The sequence below is a fragment of the Paenibacillus chibensis genome, assembly GCF_004001045.1.
Classification (GTDB): Bacteria; Bacillota; Bacilli; order Paenibacillales; family Paenibacillaceae; genus Paenibacillus_AQ; species Paenibacillus_AQ chibensis.
On the sequence record NZ_BIMK01000007.1, the window covers coordinates 88,097 to 105,923 of the forward strand.

Genomic DNA, 17,827 nt, shown 5'->3' on the forward strand with positions numbered 1-17,827 from the left:
TCTCTAAAACCTCTTCGTTCGGCACATTCTAGAATGGAAGGCTTATGGCGGGGCACTCCCGCTCTCGCAAAAGGAAAGGGGCCCTAATTATGCAGCATCTTACCGATTCTCAGCTCAAGCATCTGCGCTCCCTGCTGGAGGAACGTCAGCAATCGATACAGCAAAAAGATCAGGATAACGACCATTACGGACTGGATGAGTCCATGCGTGATCAGACCGGTGAGCTGTCCCATTTCGACAACCATCCGGCTGACGTGGCTACGGAATTATACGACCGTGAAGTGGACCTCTCCCTGCAGGATCATGACGATCACCAGTTAGATTCCATTAGCGATGCCTTGGCACGAATGGACCAAGGAACCTATGGCGTATGCCCTGTATGTGGGAAGCCGATTCCGTATGAGCGCTTGGAAGCCGTTCCTACGACGGCATATTGCGTGGATGACACACCCAAGCAGCATGTTTCCAATTATCGTCCGATCGAAGAAGAATTCCTGCTGCCTCCCTTTGGCCGCACGAGCCTGGACGAACGCGACGATCAAAACGGCTTCGATGGCGAGGACGCCTGGCAGGCCCTTGAAAACTTCGGTACCTCCAACTCGCCGGCTATGGCCGAAGGCAATGAGATCCACAGCTATAACGAAATGGAAATCGAAGCCTCCGAGGAGCTTGAAGGCTGTGTCGAGCCGCTGGAGGCCTTCGTCGCAACGGATATATACGGCAATTTGATCGATATCGTCCGCAATCAGGAATATCGCAGATACATGGACAAAGGCGAAGGCATCGACATGGCGCAGCTGGCTGAAGAAGAGGAAGATGAGGAAGAATTCTTCTAATCCTCAATACGTATTCAGTTCAAGCTGACGCTGGACGATACGGACGATGTCCGCAATATAATCTCCGATAATCGGCAGATTAAGCGCGCCAAGGACCTGCAGGACGTATATAATGGTGGCCGCAAAAAAAGTGAACCCGATCGCGATGCCGACGCCACGCGCCGTCCCCGACAGCAAATTCAGCCAGATGAGCCGCCAAGGCTTATGAAGAAGCTGGGTATAGTCGGCGATACGGGACTTCTCCAATTGTTCGGCGATACTGGCGGTGAGCGAGTATAACCGGCTGAGCTTCTCTTCCTCCGTAGCTGCCGGTTTGCCATTATGCTGTTCTTGCACCATACCTTGTCGTCCCCTTTTTCGGATTCATAACGCAGTTCTAAGGAAAAACAAACGAGCCCAAGGCCGCAGAGGAAATCTGCGCTTGAAGGCTCGTTTATTCTTTTGACTGCTATTATTCGCCCAAAATGCGGCACTCATTCAAACTAAGGAAGACAAGAGTCTCTGGGGCAGAGATGCCTATGTTATTCGGCGATCCGGATACCAAGGTTTTTCCCTGCCAGATCCACGTTCTCCATCTGTTCCTCTTTACCGAAAATGACTTCTTTCACCAGCACGTTTTCACGAAGCACATGGTCAAAGGCCTGGATCGCTTGAGACAGCTCCTCATCAGCGTCCAGAACAAGCGTTACGCGTTTCTCGATCGGAAGATCCAGCTTTTTCCGGTAATCCTGAACGGCACGGACTACCTCACGGACCCATCCCTCCTGTTCAAGCTCAGGCGTGATTTCCGTATTCAACGCAACCGTGATGCCATAACCGGAGGCAGAAGCAAATCCGCTCTTCGCATGCTTCTCGACAAGCAGCTCTTCTGCTGTAATCTGCAGCTCCTCACCTTCAGGAGAAGTAACATTGATGCTTCCCGACTGCACGGCGGCTCTGGTTTCTTCCGGAGTCATTCCTTTCAGGAATCCCTGCAGGAATCCGATGTTCTTGCCGTATTTCTTACCGGCTACCTTCAGATTCATTTTCAATGTAAAGTCTACAAATCCGCTGTCGCTGGTTTCCAACACGAGATCCTTGACATTGATCTCTTCCTTGACGATATCTTGGTAGCCTTCAACATCAAAGGAACGGTCCATCGAGATGATCAGCTCAGACAATGGTTGACGGGTTTTGATCCCCGTTTCGTTGCGCACGTTCCGTGCGAGTTCAACGATTTGACGGGCTGCCTCCATATCCGCTTCAAGCGCCTTATCGATTAGCGCCGTGTCTGCTTGAGGGAAATCGGCCAGATGGACGCTTTCGCCTCCGCCGAGATTCGTGTAGATGTCTTCGGACAGGAACGGCGTGTATGGAGCCATCAGCTTCGCAAGGACAAGCAGCACATGCGTCAGTGTGCCGTATGCCGCCAATTTGTCTTCCGTCAGCCCGCTGCCCCAGAAACGATCACGGGAACGGCGGATGTACCAGTTGCTCAGCTCATCGATAAAGCCTTCGATCGCTTTGGCCGAGTTCAGGAAATCATTGACCGCAAGTCCTTTGTCAACCAACTGGATCAGACTGTTCAGGCGGGACAGGATCCAGCGGTCCAGTTTATATTCAGATGGCTTAAACGGATGTGCCGCTGGATCATACCCATCGATATTCGCATACAGCGTCAGGAACGAATGGGTGTTCACGAGCGTATCCACGACTTTCGATTTCGCTTCGGCCACGATGCCTTTGGAGAAGCGTTTGCTGTTCCAAGGCGCGCTGTCTGCCAGGAGGGCCCAGCGGAACGCGTCCGTACCGAATTCATTGATGATTTCCCACGGGTCGATGACGTTGCCCTTGGATTTGGACATTTTCTGTCCGTTCTCATCGAGGATATGCCCTGTCGCGATAACCGCCTTGTAAGGCGCAACGCCTTTGAAGAGCGTAGAAACCGCCAGCAAGCTGTAGAACCAGCCGCGCGTTTGGTCGATGCCTTCGCAGATCATGTCCGCCGGGAACTGTTCCTCGAACGTCTCCACGTTTTCGAACGGATAATGATGCTGCGCAAACGGCATGGAGCCGCTGTCGAACCACACGTCGATCACTTCAGAGGTGCGTTCCATGACGCCGCCTTCGCAATGTGGGCAATGCACTTTCACGCCGTCCACGTACGGCTTATGCAGCTCAAAATCGTCCGGAAGCTCTGTTGTTGCACACGATCTCAGATCCGCAAAGCTGTGCGGAGCATATTCTTTTTTGCATGATTCGCATACCCAGACGTTCAGCGGCGTGCCCCAATAACGGTTGCGGCTGATATTCCAGTCCACCAAATCCTCGAGGAATTTGCCGAAGCGGCCTTCGCGGATATGGCCCGGGAACCATTCAACGCCGTTGTTGTTGGCGATCAGCTGATCCTTCACAGCCGTTGTTTCAATAAACCAGCTCTCCATCGCGTAATAGAGGAGGGGGGATTTACAGCGCCAGCAGAAAGGATAGCTGTGCTCGTATTTCTCCTTGCTGTACAGCAGTCCTTTTTCCGACAGCATCTTCACGATGTCCAGATCACAATCCTTCACGAAGCGTCCCGCCAGGTCCGTGATTTCGTCGGTATAACGTCCTTGCGTGTTCACGACGCTGATAAAGCTGATGCCGTTCTCGCGGCAGGTCTTGTAGTCATCCTCGCCGTGCGCAGGTGCCATGTGTACGATACCGGTACCGCTGGAATCCGTAACGAAGGACGCGCCTACGATCAGGTTTCCTTTTTGTGGCTTGGTGTACGTGAACGGAGGCGTGTAGGTTTTTCCGATGAATTCGGAGCCTTTGTGTGTAGACAAGACCTGATGCTCGCCTTTCATGACGTCCTCGACCAGGTTTTTGGCCACGATATATACTTCGCCGTCCTGCTGTACGCGCACATAGTCCATGTCCGGATTCATTGCCAATGCGACGTGAGCAGGAAGCGTCCACGGTGTTGTCGTCCAGGCAAGCACATAATCTCCGCTGTCATGCAGCTTGAACTTGGCCGTTGCGCTAAGATCTTTGACATCTTCGTAGCCCTGAGCCACTTCATGCGAGCTTAGCGTCGTCTGGCAGCAAGGACAGTATGGGCTTACGCGGTGACCGCGATAGAGCAGCCCTTTGTCATGGATGCTTGCCAGGATGTTCCATACGCTTTCGATGTAGTTGTTTTCCAGCGTGATGTACGGATGATCCAGGTCGGTCCAGTAGCCGATCGCTTCGGTCAGCTCTCTCCACTGCTTTTCGTACTCAAATACGCTGGCTTTACATTTTTTGATGAACTCTTCCACGCCGTATTTCTCGATTTCCTGTTTGCCGGAAATGCCGAGCTGCTTCTCCACGCCGAGTTCCACCGGAAGACCGTGCGTATCCCAGCCTGCTTTGCGGACAACGCGGAAGCCTTTCATCGTCTGATAGCGGCCGATAAAGTCTTTGATAACGCGGCCCAGAACGTGCCCGATATGCGGCGCGCCGTTTGCTGTCGGCGGTCCTTCATAAAATACGTAGTTCGGCTTGCCTTCGCGGTTTTCCATGGATTTGCGGAAGGTGTCTTCCGTGTTCCATTTCGTCAGCACCCGCAGGTCGCGCGTGCGTGCTTTTTCTTTGATATCGACTTTTTGCATCATTTTTTCAAACCTCCAAAAGATTTTCCATCTCCCTAAATCCCTCTTCGTAAGAGGGACCCCAAGGGCTCCGCCCTCTGGACTCCCGAAATAGGTCGGATGCGACACAGAGAACGTACTTAGATACTTCTTATGTTTAACCCGCTTTTCGCCCCTATTCTTTGCCTTTGCAAAGATAGGGGCACGCTTCACGGGGGCGCACACCCTGTTACTTCAAGATCAAAACTTCATACTCGCATGGAAGGTTCCCGATGGCGTACCCGTAGGGAAGCCAAGGAAGAACCGGGCAGTTCCACCAATCGTAGCTCACCCGCCGCACATGCTCGCATGGAAGGTTCCCGATGGCGCTCCCGCAGGGAAGCCGAGGAAGAACCGGGCACTCCACCATTCGCAGCTCGCCCGCCGCACCATGCACGCATGGAAGGTTCCCGATGGCGTACCCGTAGGGCAGCCGAGGAAGAACCGGGCCATTCCACCAAATGTAACTCGCCCCGCCGCACATGCTCGCATGGAAGGTTCCCGATGGCGCTCCCGCAGGGAAGCCGAGGAAGAACCGGGCACTACGCCACCCGTCACATTCGAACCCCGCACCCCCTCACCCCGCCAACCTTTCGGGTGTCCAGAGGGCGGCGCCCTCTGGGGTCCCCCTTTGGAAAGGGGGATTTAGGGGGAATCGAAAAAACACAAAAAAGCCTCATCCCCTAAGGGACGAGACTTCTGCTCGCGTGACCACCCTAATTCCGCCCATGGAGAAAAAAACATCTCCTGAGCGACTCCTCAAGTCCTCGCCTTTAAAGCTTAACGTAATGAACAAGCTTCGTTTCAGCAAGGAGCCGATGTAACGTTCGGCAATCCGGTTCGGCTTACGCACGTTAGCAGCTAACGTTTCAGCCTCACTTCTCCGGGAGGATCTTCAGCTTCGGTCTGAACATTGGCTTTCAGCGAATCGCCAACTCTCTGGGGAACATATCCCAAGCTTACTTATCCCATCATTGAATTCCTATGCACCCGCTGCTGCACATGACGCACACAACAGATATGACTATAGTTATAGCCTTTTTTCACCCAAAAGTCAACCAAGCAGAAGCCTAGTATACTTCATTGGCTTCACGGATGTCCCGTGAATCGCTGGAGGATTCAAGCTGCTCCCAGCCATCTTGGCTTAAAAGCTCCAGTTGGGCTTCGACCAAAGTCCGGAATCGCGTGCGGTAAATGGAAGCCTGTTTCTTCAGCTCCTCCACTTCCATGGCGATTTTACGCGATTTGGACAAGGATTCATTGATGATGCGATCCGCATTTTTCTCCGATTCCTTGATAATCAGCTGCGCTTCCTTCTTGGCGTTGTTCTTCACTTCATCCGCCGCTTCCTGAGCCACGATGATGGTCTTGGATAGCGTCTCTTCAATGTTGAGGAAATGGTCCAGTCTTTCCTGCAAGGACAGCATCTGATTATGAATTTCCTTGTTTTCCCGGATGATGCTTTCATAATCCTTGATGACTTGATCGAGGAATTCATTCACTTCATCTTCATCATAACCCCGGAGCCGGCGGGAAAATTCCTTGTTATGTATATCCAGTGGCGTTAATGGCATGGATGTGCACCTCCTAAGAATGTTCAGGTCTCCCTGTTATCGAACGGATCTGTAGATACAGCCCACTTGGAATGTATCGGCCGAAGAAATACATTTGTTTAGTTCGTACGTGTTGTAGATATTTCATTTCGACAGAAAAAACCTATTTCCTGCTCAGAGTCTACACAAATTTACCTATTTTAACGCGGAAACGCCCACGTTTTGTAAGATCACCGGCCTCCAGCACTTTAAAGCGCCCAAAGCCCTGCATCGATACCATGTCCCCTTCTTTCAGCGGAGAGGAAGGATCCTCCACCGTTTTCCAGTTCACGCGGCAGCGCCCGGCCCGGATCGGAATCAACACCTTGCTCCGGCTGAGGCGGAAAACATCCGATACAATGCCGTCAAGACGCAAAGAAGCGACCGTAATATCGAGCGTTTCCAAAGCGACCTTGCTCGTGCGCAGCTGCTCGATCGGCAAAATTTCGCTTTGAACGTGAATACGGTGCACCTGGTTCAAATTCATATCCAGAAAAGAACTGATCTCTTCGCATACGACCGTATGACAGCCGCGCTCCAGAACGTGGATATCCCCGATCTTGGATCGTTTGATCCCAAGTCCAAGAATAGAGCCCATATAGTCCCCATGCTCAAGGGATAAAAATTTCTGGTCATCGGCATCGATGCTAAGCACCTTCAGCTTCATGTCCTCATGATTTAAATCACGGTAGTCTGGTGCGATCAGCGCCCTGCATCGCTCCGCTTCTTCATGTCCCCCGTCCAGGCGAATGTGCACGTCCGGATGGCGGTTGGCCAGCGAATTCAAAATCACGATTTGCCGGGGATCCAAAAAATCCGTCAGCTTCGTTTCATGATATTGGCCGGCGTTAACGACCCATTCCCACGCCCGATCGACAAACTCGCGTTCATCCGGATGAAAGTGCTCGTAAAGTTCCAGCTTCATATTCGTTATAAGAGCCGGAAGAGGATTGTAAGAAGTCCCTGCTCAGCCAATTGCAGCACGAACAACGCGACAATCGGCGAAATATCGAGCATACCGAAAATCGGAGGAATGAACCGCCGGAAGGGAGACAAATAAGGCTCCACCAGCTTGGCAAGCAATTCGCCGATAAAATTCTCGCGCAGGTTGGGCAACCAGGACATGAGCACATAAACAATAATCATATAGAAGTAGATTTGAAACAGGTACTGCACAATCGTAATCACTTCGGCCAAAATTGGCTCACCTCATTCTGTTGTAATCATGTTCTTCAGCCAATATTTCTGAAATGGTGCCTGAAATTTCAACCGTATCCGGTGTGCACAAAAAGATATTGCCGCCAATCTTGGAAATACCGCCGCCCAGGGCATAAACCGTACCGCTTAGAAAATCGATGATCCGCAGCGCCTGATCCGTGCGCACCCGCTGTAAATTTACGACAACCGTCCGGTGGGAGCGTAAATGATCGGCGATTTCCTGAGCTTCATCATACGAACGCGGTTCATGCAGAATGACCTTAACATTTTTTTGCGAGTGAATGCTGACCACATTATTTCCCCTTGGGTTTTTACGTGTCTCCACCGGCGGAGTTTCAAATTCTTCTTCTTCAACGGGGAACTGCTCCCGTTCAACAATTTCCTCCTGCTCCTGCAATCCCAAAAAAGACATGAATTTGTTCATCACGCTTATCACTCCTCCTCCTCTTTACCAACCAAAACGCTGCCTAACCGGATCCAAGTTGCTCCTTCCTCAATCGCCACTTCAAAATCGTTAGACATTCCCATGGAAAGCTCCGTTAACGGTTCCCGCGTAATTCCTTGGTGGTTTAATGCATCCTTCAACTCGCGGAGCCCTCTAAAAACCCTCCGGGTATCCTCCGCCTCGTCTTCAAAAGGAGCCATCGTCATGAGGCCGATTACCTTAATATGGGAAAGTCCCTGTATATCTCGTAAAAAGGATGCCGCTTCCTCCGGTGCCAAACCATACTTGGTATCTTCTCCAGAAATATTGACCTGTAAGAAGGTTTTAATTACCAAATCCTTTGCCGCTGCAGCCTTTTCAAGCTCCTTGGCCAGAGACAGCCTGTCCAACGAATGAACGTACTCGAATTTGCCGATGACGTCCTTCACCTTGTTGGTCTGTAGATGACCGATAAAATGCCATATTCCGCGGTTGCCCAGCGCATTCCACTTGTCCTCTGCATTTTGCCATCGGTTCTCTCCGAGATGCTTCAGGCCGCTGTCCAATACCTTGGCGGTCATGGATTGGGAAACATATTTGGTCACCGCCACAATGTTCACGTCAGCAGCGGATCTGCCGCTGCGCCGACAAGCCTCTTCGATTCGTTGATTAACTTCCTGTATTCGCTCTTCCAGTGTCATGGAAGGCTCACCTCTCTTTTAACCCGATCCAACTAGCCATTCGTCCTGTCGTTCCCCCATCCTTGCGGTATGAGAAAAACAAATCGTTACGACAGCTCGTACACCATGATGTACATTCGATATGAGTCGGCAATATTCCTGCTTTAATCATAATGTGTCGATTCATTTCTTTCAAGTTAAGCATGCTTTTTCCACCGTCTTTTGCTATGTACCAGTCTGAAGGGGAATACTGCTCATTACCCAGGAAATGTTTCTCTAAATCGTGGACATGAGTCATAACCTTTTCATCCACTTCATAACAGCATGATCCAATGGATGGACCGATCGCTGCCACGATGTCTTCACTGCGGCTTCCGAAGGTCTCAAGCATCCGTTCCACCATGCTGCCCGCGATCCCCGCCACGGTCCCTTTCCATCCCGCATGAGCGAGACCCACGGCCTGATGCACCGGATCATAGAAAAAAAGAGGTACGCAATCCGCATAAAAGGAAGTCAGCATGACGCCCGGCACATCCGTTAGCAGCCCGTCGGTGTCCTGTATACCCGATTCCCGGTCAAGGCTGCCCGATCCGCGCTGATGTTCACCGATGACAGCAATATTCGCGCTGTGCACCTGTTCCCCGCATGTCCAGTCGGCAAGCGTAAAACCAAGCTCGGAAGCCACACGCTCGCGGTTTGCAATCACGTCCTCAGGCCGGTCGCCAACATGAAATGCACAATTCAGTGTATGATAAGGCGCTTTGCCTACGCCTCCGTTTCTCCCTGTAAAACCTGCGCTTAAACCATGATACCGATTCATCCAAGGCTCCAGCATAAAAAGTGCGGGCTTTTCTTCCGCCTCGTTTCGAACAAACGGCTCCATTTTCTCACCTCAACATCCAGTGTACCATATACGATAGTTATAATTATAGCTTTCGAAGTCAGCATTTTACATGAAAAGAGATTTTTCTATATATTTACAAATCCCTAAAATTCCGGCGGTCCCGTTCTTGTCGTTCCGCATAGGCCAATGCGTCCTTTTCGTCCTGCAGCGCTTTGATTTCTTCCATTTTGACCAGAACGACATCCGAGCCGATCTTTACGATGTTGCGCCATGGAATGATCAAATCAGCTCCTCCGCCAAACAAGCCCAAAAACTTGCTGTTGCTCGGCACGACAATCGCGTCAATTCTCCCCTGACGAAGGTCCAGCTCCAGATCGCTAATCTGGCCAAGCCTTCTGCCATCCACGATATTAATGACATCCTTGGTTTGAAAATCGGATATTTTCATATTCTTCTCCACCGCCTGCTGATCTGGACTCAAAGGCCGCAGCTCCTTTTCCGTTATGATAACCCCTGTCCGGCAACCCCCATATAGAATAAGTATATGTCGGCACTGGGCAAAATGCCCTTCTTTTTATGAAAAGAAATCAAAATAACCCCACGACGTGAGGCATGGCTCCGAAGTCTATTCAGTTACATTCCAGGGGCCCGATAATTGATAATCCCAAAACATATCTAAAAAAGCGACCCTGAAACGGATCGCTTTCTTTCAAAAGATTCGCGAGTGCAGCTAACCCCCCGCTCTATCCTCAATATTCAATTGTTGTGGGATTACGACTTTACATGTTTCTGCATCTGCTGGATAGCCGATTTTTCCAGACGGGACACCTGAGCCTGGGAAATACCGATTTCGTCGGCAACCTCCATTTGGGTCTTCCCTTCAAAAAAGCGCATGGAAAGAATCATTTTCTCCCGTTGGCCGAGCCTTTGCATCGCCTCGCGCAGAGCAATTTCCTCGATCCAAAGCACATCCTTATTCTTGTCGTCGCTGATCTGGTCCATCACGTAGATGGGATCACCGCCGTCGTGGTAAATCGGTTCAAACAGCGAGACCGGATCTTGAATGGCATCTAGGGCAAACACCACGTCTTCTTTGGGGACATTCAACACTTCGGAAATTTCGAAAATCGTTGGCTCCCGGGAATTCTGATTCGTCAGGGAATCCCTTACCTGAAGTGCCTTGTAGGCAATATCCCGCAGGGATCTGGAGACGCGGATCGGGTTGTTATCCCTTAGGTACCGGCGGATTTCCCCGATAATCATCGGGACCGCATAGGTCGAGAATTTCACATTTTGCGACAAGTCAAAATTATCGATGGCCTTCATGAGTCCGATACAGCCTACCTGAAACAAATCGTCGACAAACTCTCCTCGATTGTTAAAGCGCTGGATCACGCTGAGCACCAGTCTCAGATTACCGTTTACCAGCTTTTCTCTGGCTGACCGTTCGTTGTTTTGCTGTAAGGCATGGAACAATTCGCGCATTTCCACATTCGTTAACACAGGCAGTTTTGCGGTATCCACGCCACAAATTTCGACTTTGTTTCGGGTCATGATGATATACCTCCCAAGGAGAAACATTAATGTACATTATCTCCCTGGGGGCTCATTTTATTCCTTCGAAAAAAATTGCTACACCATCTTGTTGAACTCCTTGCGCAGTCTCTTAATAATCCTTTTTTCCAACCTGGATATGTAAGATTGGGAGATGCCGAGCATGTCGGCGACATCCTTTTGCGTTTTTTCCTCGCCGTCCTGGAGCCCAAAACGTAGCTCCATGATCGTGCGTTCTCGGTCCGTCAGCTTCTCCAGCGCCTTATGAAGCAGTTTACGGTCTACCTGTTCTTCGATATTGCGGTAGATGGTATCATTTTCCGTTCCTAGGACATCCGAAAGCAGAAGCTCATTGCCGTCCCAGTCGATGTTCAGGGGTTCATCAAAAGAAACCTCGCTGCGGATTTTGCTGTTGCGGCGCAAATACATCAGAATCTCGTTTTCAATGCAGCGAGAGGCATAGGTGGCGAGCTTGATTTTTTTCTCCGGATCAAACGTGTTGACCGCTTTAATCAAACCGATCGCTCCGATGGAAACGAGATCCTCGATATTGATGCCGGTATTCTCAAATTTGCGGGCAATGTAGACGACCAGGCGCAGATTGCGTTCGATCAGCATGGACCTGATGGCCGCATCCCCTGTGGAGAGACGTTGCAGCAGGTACTCCTCTTCCTCGCGAGTCAACGGTGGAGGAAGCGCCTCGCTGCCACCGATATAGTAAATTTCTTCGCTCTTCAGCCCCAACAGAAAAAGGAAACGGTAATATTGCAGCTGCGCTATCAATCGCCATTTAACAAGCATTTGTCGTCCTCCTAAAAATTTCCCGAAGGGAAATTTATCTTCGTAAGCATGTGCTTAAATTTCCTGAAAGGAAATTTATCTTCGTAAGCATAAACTTGAAATTTCCCGAAGCACTACATCCACCCACGCTCTGCCATCAAGCTGCTACAAGGTTAATGTCGGGGAATTGGCGGGCGGTTTTGCATCCTGTGCAGAGCTTTCCCCTCCCTCCCGCACCAGGTCTGGATGGATAATCGCCTGATAGGACCTGTCTCCTGATAGCTGTCCCCCGTCAAGTCCGATCAACACCTTGCGGCAACGGCTTGTCTGATCGCCTATTCTTATCTCCACCGCATCCGGTTTGATGGCCAGCATGAATGCCGAACCTCGATTGACACCGCGGTAGGGGACCAGGCGCAGACGGTCACGCCACTCGAATTCCTCATCATCCAGCTCCAGCACAAGTTTGTCCGGTTCACCTTCGGACAGCCTCTCCATCCAAGCTGGCGGGAGCTTTTCTTTCCAGAGTGAAGCCTCCATCACCATCACAGGCGTACGGGTAAGCGGATCCGTCAGCTGATTCCCCGTATCCAGGAGACCGGTGCAATGAATTTGACAGTCTCCCACGAAGGCGATAACCTCGCCCATGTACTCCTGCCTGTTTTCCAGCTTCCGCCGCGAGGCATAGACGAGCTTAAACCACAGCAGTACGGCAAAACACATGATGAACGCAAACCAGAATCCGATCTTCAGCTCAAACGAGAGTCCCCCCGAAGCCGTATACCATATGCCGTTAAAAATTTCTCCCGAATTTTGAAGTAAATAATGAATCCCGATAATTCCGCCAGCAGCAGCGAAGTTGATGATATAGAAAGCCCCCATGTTCCGGATGTAGTTTTGCAAACTGCCAAAACCGAAAACAATCCAGAGCATCAACAGGGATAATGCAAATTTAATGACAAAGGTATACATAAAAGACAGCTGGGGCACGAACATCATAACGACATAAAGCGCTCCTACCGCTGCCGAAACCGTAAGCCGCCACCACCTGAATCTTAGTTTTCTCATCCAGGCGGTCAGCCATAGTAGAGCTCCGTCTATGAGCAGATTGGTGATGAAAATCAAATCAATATACACTACCAGCTTCATCACCTGCCTGCCACGTCATGGAATTCTTCCGAATATTGCTATAATAATCATGCGGTTTCGAGAATGGACCTTCTACACTTGGGAGATGTTTTTAGTATAAGAAGAACCGTATCCAAAGTCTGTCTAAAATTGGGGGCTGTACTTCAACTTTTTTTGTCGAGTTCCGTAAGGTTTTAGAAGGCGAATGTGCAAAAAAAAGACCCGCAGGTTCCGGATGGAATGCGGGTCTTGTTCAATATGGCCGTTATGTGATTAGTCCTTGTTCTGACGCGAACGATTCCGCAGGAATGTCGGAATGTCCAACTGGTCGCCGCTGGATTGGTTCCCAAACGGGCGAAGATTGTTCGCATTGCTGCGGTTCTCCGCGGTTTCGGCAGGTGCCGTTCCCGGCTTGCGCGAAGGCGCCGGAGGAGCATTACGGTGCTCAAAGCCGGTAGCAATCACGGTGACTTTGATTTCATCCTTCATGCTCTCTTCAATGATGGCACCGAAGATCATGTTCACTTCCGGATCGGATGCCTCTGTAATGATCTCTGCCGCCTCGTTGACTTCATAGAGGGACAGATTCGTTCCGCCGGTTATGTTCATGATTATGCCTCGTGCACCCTCAATGGAAGTTTCCAGCAGCGGGCTCATGATTGCTTTGCGCGCAGCTTCTGCCGCACGGTTCTCGCCTGTAGCCATACCGATACCCATCAGGGCCGAACCACGTTCAGTCATAATGGTTTTTACGTCCGCAAAGTCAAGGTTGATAAGACCCGGTACCTTGATCAAATCGGAAATGCCTTGCACCGCTTGACGAAGCACGTTGTCAACTTCGCGGAACGCTTCAAGCATCGGTGTTTTTTTGTCAACGATTTCTAATAGCCGGTCATTCGGAATAACAATAAGTGTATCGACTTTTTCTTTAAGGCTTTCGATCCCCAGCTCGGCCTGAGTGGAACGCTTGCGTCCTTCAAAGGTAAACGGGCGAGTAACGACGCCCACGGTCAAAGCTCCGCATTCTTTGGCGATTTCCGCGATGACCGCAGCGGCTCCCGTACCGGTTCCGCCGCCCATCCCTGCGGTAACAAACACCATATCAGCACCTTTGAGGGTATTCATGATCAGATCGCGCGACTCTTCAGCCGCTTTTTTGCCCACTTCAGGGTTGGCTCCGGCACCGAGACCACGGGTCAATTTATCCCCGATTTGCAGTTTATGTTCCGATTTGGCCATATGCAAAGCTTGGGCGTCTGTATTCACGGTAATGAATTCCACACCTTGAACGCCATTTTCAATCATACGGTTGACAGCATTGCTTCCGCCGCCGCCTACACCTATTACTTTAATTTGCGCCAAGCTATCCATTTCAAAATCAAATTCCAACATATTTTCCCATCTCCCCCTCATTGTGCATGGATGGCCCGTCCACTGATTCTATGGAACCTGCTTATATGAAATCACTGAATATATTTTTCAATCGTTCAATAAAGCCTGGTTTCTGGGCAGCCTCCGGATTCGAAGCAGGACTCGCTTTAGGGCGGTTCACTGTTTTCTTATTGCCCGCACTGCTCACGTTTCCGCTGCTGCTGCTGCGTACACGGATGTTGCGGATGACGTTATGCAGAATGCCAACGCCGCTGGTATAACCAGGGTCTCGCACGCCGATGTAATCCGGTACGGCAATTCTGACGGATGCAGCGAGTTCAACCTGCGCAACCTGCAAAACTCCCGGCATGGATACAGTACCACCAGTAAGTATATAACCTCCTGGGAGCTCAGCGTAACCAAGACGCTTCACTTCTTCGCGAATCAAGTGGAAAATTTCCTGTACCCGCGGCTCGACAATGGCTGCGAGATCCTCCTGGGTAAATTCCTTCTCCACATTGCTGCCGATCCGGACCACTTTGAACGTAACGTCAGGAGCGGCGTCCGCCTGCAAGGCGCAGCCGTATTTCAGCTTCACCTTTTCTGCCTGATCCGTAAGTGTCCGCAGACCATAAGCGATATCATTAGTTACAAACTCCCCGCCAATAGGCAGCGTGGAGGTAGAAACCAGGGTACCCGCTTCAAAGATAGCAATCGTTGTAGAGCCGGCACCGATATCGACAAGCACTGAACCCATGGTTTTTTCGTCTTTGGAAAGGGCGAGCTGCCCTGCTCCCAGAGACATAAGAACCAGATCCTTGATTTTAAGACCTGATTTTTCAACACAGCGCAAAAGATTATGTATAGCGGTCTTAGCGCCGGTAATGATGATGGCTTCCACTTCGAGGCGGACGCCTATCATGCCGCGCGGATCCTGAATTCCCTCCAGCCCATCAACTACGTATTGTTTTGCAACTACATCAATGATCTCCCGGTCAGGCGGAAGAGCTACGACCTCGGCGGCTTTAAGCACGCGTTCGATGTCTTCCTCTCCGATTTCCCGATCCTCGTTCGATACTGCCACGACGCCGTGGCTCGATTGAAGTCCGATGTGATTCCCGGAAATGCCGACATAAACCTCCGATATTTGAATACCGACCATACGCTCCGCATGATCAACGGCACTGCGGATGGATTGTACAGTCTGGTCAATATCTACAATTGCACCTTTGCGAATTCCTTCCGAGTCGGCAGATCCAACTCCAATAATATTAAAGGTTCCATTATTCACTTCCCCAATAATAGCACGAACTTTGGATGTACCGATGTCCAAACTAACAATGATGTCATTGTTGCTCAACCGTGGCACCTCCTGTTTTATAAAATAATTTTCCCATGAATAAAACACTCAATTCTACTTATTCAACATCAAGTATTCTTTCCCTCTTTTTTCTACAAATTTTTCGCTGCCAACATTTAGTAGAGACAGCATAAAAAATCAGAAGAAAAAAGAGGGATTCCCAAAGATCCGATGAACTTTCGTTTTCCCTATCCGATAACGTTTATCGGTATTGTAAAAAACAAATTTTAGTTCATTTGTTACAGATAACCCATAAAATCAATTGTAGCATTTTTTATTTGCCGTGAGTAGTAGCATTTTGATCGGCATCATTGCCGTCCGGAGCCTGAAATGGCGTATACGTATCCGCCTCGAGCATCGTAATCGTTCCCGGTTCGGCCGTTTCGATGACCTGGTTGAGATACTCCACTTTATCGCTCAAAAGCGAGATCGCGGTGATCACGACGAAGCGGGATCGCGTATATAGCTTGATCCGGTCAGGAAAGGACGCCGTCGGGGAAGGCATGATCTCCGAAATGTCCGAGGTCAGCTCGTTCGGAATGCTGCCCAGCACCTTGCACAGTTCCGCTTTATTCGGATCCGACGCGCTCCACTTTGTAAGAATCGGCTTTTCAACGGCAATGCCGCTGTTGTTCACGGACACCTTCGAACCGTTGGCGAGAATGGCATCAAGGATGCCTCCTGTCCCGAGCTCATAGGCTACTGTCGGATACTCTTGAACGGTAACGTTGACTTTTCCGGGAAAATGCTTGTCCACCACTGCTTTTTGTATCGATTTGATTTGTAACAGCTGACTTTCGACCTTTGACGGCGATACGCCAAAATACTGGCTCCCCGTCTTCAGGCCGCTGGCCTGCAAAAGCTGCTCCCTAGAGGAAAAAGTGCTGCCTGTAAACTGGATCTCCGTCACCTGGCTTACCGGTGAGCGAAAGAAGAGTACGACCAGGATCGCAACGAATAAAAGCAGCAGAATGGCAATGATTCTCCGGCTTGCTCTTCTCTTGGGCTTGTTTTCTTTTAAAACGGGAATGTGAGCTTTTGGCATAGGAATCTTCTCCACAAAATACCTCTTATCCCCTCTAAACAGAGGGGATAAGCCTGGCGTTAATTGGCTAAATCTAGTGATTTGGGTACCGGCGACAACCGGTATATCTCAGCTCCTAGCTTTTGAAAGAGCTGCTCAATATGTTCATAGCCTCTGTCAATGTGATGCACTTGTTCAACAATGGTCTTTCCTTGGGCCGCCAGCCCGGCAATCACCAGTGCGGCTCCAGCACGGAGATCAGTCGCTTCTACAGTGGCGCCGTACAGACGCTGCACGCCGCGGATAAATGCGCAGCTAAGATCAATGGAAATGTCTGCGCCCATTCTCGTCAGCTCATCCACATGCTTAAATCTTCCTTCAAAGACCGTTTCTTTCATTACGCTGAAGCCGTCCGCCAGAGATAAAAGCACCATGACCTGGGACTGCAAATCGGTAGGAAAGGACGGATAAGGCGAAGTAACGATACGCTCGACAGCCTTGGGCCGGCTCATGCAGCTTACGTTTATTATATCATTGCAGATGCTGATTTGAACACCAGCCCGCTTGAGGACGTGGATAAGTGACGATAAATGGGCGGGATTGCAGTGAGTAAGCGTCACATTTCCGCGTGTGGCGGCAGCAGCGATCATGACGGTTCCCGCCACAATCCGGTCCGGAATGATGGAGTACGAACACGGTGAAAGCTCGCTTACGCCTTGAATGGTGATCGTATCCGTTCCTGCTCCGATGATGCTTGCCCCCATGGCATTCAGAAAGTTTTGCAAATCCTGAATTTCCGGCTCCCTAGCCGCATTGGTAATAATCGTCGTCCCTTCTGCCGTCGCGGCTGCCATCATAATGTTCTCCGTTGCGCCCACGCTCGGGAAATCCAGATGGATGTCGGTCCCTTTCAACTTGGCTGCCCTGCATACGATTTGCTGATCAAGCTCTTCGATTTCAGCGCCAAGCGCTTTGAGCCCCCGGAGATGAAGATCGATTTTCCGCTCGCCGATGGCACAGCCTCCCGGCTGATACACAGCGACCTCTCCGAATCTCGCAAGCAGCGGTCCCATCAGAAAAATAGAGGAACGCATCTGCTTCATTAAATCTTCCGGTACATGAAACGAATTGGCGGACGACGTATCCACAACAACCGTCTCCTGATCATGCAAAGTCGTGCAGCCGATCCGATCCAGGATGTCCAGCATCACTTCAATATCCAGAAGACGAGGGACATTGCTCAGCTGAACCTTGCCTGCGGCCAGCAAGCTCGCTGCCAGAATAGGCAATGCTGCATTTTTTGCTCCATGGATACGTATGGTTCCTGATAGGGATTTGCCACCCTCAATCACCAATTTGTCCAATGTATCACCTCCGAGTTTAC

At 50.4% G+C, this 17,827-nt stretch carries 18 protein-coding genes and 1 other annotated feature; of the genes, 1 reads left to right on the plus strand and 17 read right to left on the minus strand.

The window, feature by feature from the left end:
• The first annotated feature begins 89 nt into the window (after positions 1-89).
• Positions 90-836 (plus strand): TraR/DksA C4-type zinc finger protein, encoded by a 747-nt coding sequence (locus tag PCH05_RS07000; protein ID WP_127601656.1) that lies wholly within the window; start codon positions 90-92, stop codon positions 834-836.
• Between the two features lie 3 nt (positions 837-839).
• Here PCH05_RS07000 and PCH05_RS07005 read toward each other — a convergent pair whose 3' ends face one another.
• From PCH05_RS07005 to murA, 17 genes are all read right to left on the minus strand, one after another.
• On the minus strand, positions 840-1,175 hold the full coding sequence (locus tag PCH05_RS07005) for a DUF5665 domain-containing protein (protein ID WP_127601657.1): 336 nt from the start codon (positions 1,173-1,175) through the stop codon (positions 840-842).
• A 182-nt stretch (positions 1,176-1,357) separates the two neighbouring features.
• On the minus strand, positions 1,358-4,450 hold the full coding sequence (gene ileS / locus PCH05_RS07010; RefSeq protein ID WP_127601927.1) for an isoleucine--tRNA ligase: 3,093 nt from the start codon (positions 4,448-4,450) through the stop codon (positions 1,358-1,360).
• 306 nt (positions 4,451-4,756) lie between these two features.
• Positions 4,757-5,026 (minus strand): hypothetical protein, encoded by a 270-nt coding sequence (locus tag PCH05_RS07015; RefSeq protein WP_164766573.1) that lies wholly within the window; start codon positions 5,024-5,026, stop codon positions 4,757-4,759.
• A gap of 125 nt (positions 5,027-5,151) precedes the next feature.
• Positions 5,152-5,452, minus strand: a binding site (T-box leader).
• Positions 5,453-5,538: 86 nt separating this feature from the next.
• Complete coding sequence (locus PCH05_RS07020; RefSeq protein WP_127601659.1) at positions 5,539-6,042, minus strand: DivIVA domain-containing protein; 504 nt, start codon at positions 6,040-6,042, stop codon at positions 5,539-5,541.
• A 160-nt stretch (positions 6,043-6,202) separates the two neighbouring features.
• A complete protein-coding gene (locus PCH05_RS07025; RefSeq protein WP_127601660.1) occupies positions 6,203-6,985 on the minus strand; it encodes a YlmH family RNA-binding protein in 783 nt (260 codons plus the stop codon).
• Positions 6,986-6,990: 5 nt separating this feature from the next.
• Positions 6,991-7,260 carry a YggT family protein gene (locus PCH05_RS07030; RefSeq protein ID WP_127601661.1) on the minus strand — a complete coding sequence of 90 codons (270 nt, stop codon included), beginning with the start codon at positions 7,258-7,260 and terminating at the stop codon, positions 6,991-6,993.
• A gap of 4 nt (positions 7,261-7,264) precedes the next feature.
• Entirely contained in the window at positions 7,265-7,711 is a 447-nt protein-coding gene (locus tag PCH05_RS07035; protein WP_127601928.1) for a cell division protein SepF, read from the minus strand.
• Positions 7,711-8,403 (minus strand): YggS family pyridoxal phosphate-dependent enzyme, encoded by a 693-nt coding sequence (locus PCH05_RS07040; RefSeq protein WP_127601662.1) that lies wholly within the window; start codon positions 8,401-8,403, stop codon positions 7,711-7,713. The genes PCH05_RS07035 and PCH05_RS07040 overlap by 1 nt, the downstream gene beginning before the upstream one ends.
• Before the next feature lie 7 nt (positions 8,404-8,410).
• A complete protein-coding gene (pgeF, locus tag PCH05_RS07045) occupies positions 8,411-9,265 on the minus strand; it encodes a peptidoglycan editing factor PgeF (RefSeq protein WP_127601663.1) in 855 nt (284 codons plus the stop codon).
• A 94-nt stretch (positions 9,266-9,359) separates the two neighbouring features.
• Positions 9,360-9,674 (minus strand): YlmC/YmxH family sporulation protein, encoded by a 315-nt coding sequence (locus PCH05_RS07050; RefSeq protein WP_174806242.1) that lies wholly within the window; start codon positions 9,672-9,674, stop codon positions 9,360-9,362.
• Between the two features lie 323 nt (positions 9,675-9,997).
• Positions 9,998-10,780: an RNA polymerase sporulation sigma factor SigG gene (gene sigG / locus PCH05_RS07055; RefSeq protein ID WP_127601665.1), complete on the minus strand. Its 783-nt coding sequence runs from the start codon at positions 10,778-10,780 to the stop codon at positions 9,998-10,000.
• A gap of 78 nt (positions 10,781-10,858) precedes the next feature.
• On the minus strand, positions 10,859-11,581 hold the full coding sequence (gene sigE, locus PCH05_RS07060) for an RNA polymerase sporulation sigma factor SigE (RefSeq protein ID WP_127601666.1): 723 nt from the start codon (positions 11,579-11,581) through the stop codon (positions 10,859-10,861).
• 144 nt (positions 11,582-11,725) lie between these two features.
• The gene (gene spoIIGA, locus PCH05_RS07065; protein ID WP_127601929.1) at positions 11,726-12,703 is read right to left on the minus strand and encodes a sigma-E processing peptidase SpoIIGA; all 978 of its coding nucleotides are present in this window, start codon (positions 12,701-12,703) and stop codon (positions 11,726-11,728) included.
• A gap of 258 nt (positions 12,704-12,961) precedes the next feature.
• On the minus strand, positions 12,962-14,080 hold the full coding sequence (gene ftsZ, locus PCH05_RS07070; RefSeq protein WP_127601667.1) for a cell division protein FtsZ: 1,119 nt from the start codon (positions 14,078-14,080) through the stop codon (positions 12,962-12,964).
• Positions 14,081-14,141: 61 nt separating this feature from the next.
• A complete protein-coding gene (gene ftsA, locus PCH05_RS07075) occupies positions 14,142-15,419 on the minus strand; it encodes a cell division protein FtsA (protein ID WP_127601668.1) in 1,278 nt (425 codons plus the stop codon).
• 274 nt (positions 15,420-15,693) lie between these two features.
• Positions 15,694-16,464 (minus strand): cell division protein FtsQ/DivIB, encoded by a 771-nt coding sequence (locus PCH05_RS07080; RefSeq protein WP_127601669.1) that lies wholly within the window; start codon positions 16,462-16,464, stop codon positions 15,694-15,696.
• Between the two features lie 59 nt (positions 16,465-16,523).
• Positions 16,524-17,807 (minus strand): UDP-N-acetylglucosamine 1-carboxyvinyltransferase, encoded by a 1,284-nt coding sequence (gene murA, locus PCH05_RS07085; protein WP_127601670.1) that lies wholly within the window; start codon positions 17,805-17,807, stop codon positions 16,524-16,526.
• Between the last annotated feature and the right edge of the window lie 20 nt (positions 17,808-17,827).

What these genes read in the sequence shown, in the direction of transcription:
- PCH05_RS07000 (WP_127601656.1), top strand. Translation starts at nt 90, where the DNA reads ATGCAGCATCTTACCGATTCTCAGCTCAAGCATCTGCGCTCCCTGCTG.
- PCH05_RS07005 (WP_127601657.1), bottom strand. Translation starts at nt 1,175, where the DNA reads ATGGTGCAAGAACAGCATAATGGCAAACCGGCAGCTACGGAGGAAGAG.
- ileS (WP_127601927.1), bottom strand. Translation starts at nt 4,450, where the DNA reads ATGCAAAAAGTCGATATCAAAGAAAAAGCACGCACGCGCGACCTGCGG.
- PCH05_RS07020 (WP_127601659.1), bottom strand. Translation starts at nt 6,042, where the DNA reads ATGCCATTAACGCCACTGGATATACATAACAAGGAATTTTCCCGCCGG.
- PCH05_RS07025 (WP_127601660.1), bottom strand. Translation starts at nt 6,985, where the DNA reads ATGAAGCTGGAACTTTACGAGCACTTTCATCCGGATGAACGCGAGTTT.
- PCH05_RS07040 (WP_127601662.1), bottom strand. Translation starts at nt 8,403, where the DNA reads ATGACACTGGAAGAGCGAATACAGGAAGTTAATCAACGAATCGAAGAG.
- pgeF (WP_127601663.1), bottom strand. Translation starts at nt 9,265, where the DNA reads ATGGAGCCGTTTGTTCGAAACGAGGCGGAAGAAAAGCCCGCACTTTTT.
- PCH05_RS07050 (WP_174806242.1), bottom strand. Translation starts at nt 9,674, where the DNA reads ATGAAAATATCCGATTTTCAAACCAAGGATGTCATTAATATCGTGGAT.
- sigG (WP_127601665.1), bottom strand. Translation starts at nt 10,780, where the DNA reads ATGACCCGAAACAAAGTCGAAATTTGTGGCGTGGATACCGCAAAACTG.
- sigE (WP_127601666.1), bottom strand. Translation starts at nt 11,581, where the DNA reads ATGCTTGTTAAATGGCGATTGATAGCGCAGCTGCAATATTACCGTTTC.
- ftsZ (WP_127601667.1), bottom strand. Translation starts at nt 14,080, where the DNA reads ATGTTGGAATTTGATTTTGAAATGGATAGCTTGGCGCAAATTAAAGTA.
- PCH05_RS07080 (WP_127601669.1), bottom strand. Translation starts at nt 16,464, where the DNA reads ATGCCAAAAGCTCACATTCCCGTTTTAAAAGAAAACAAGCCCAAGAGA.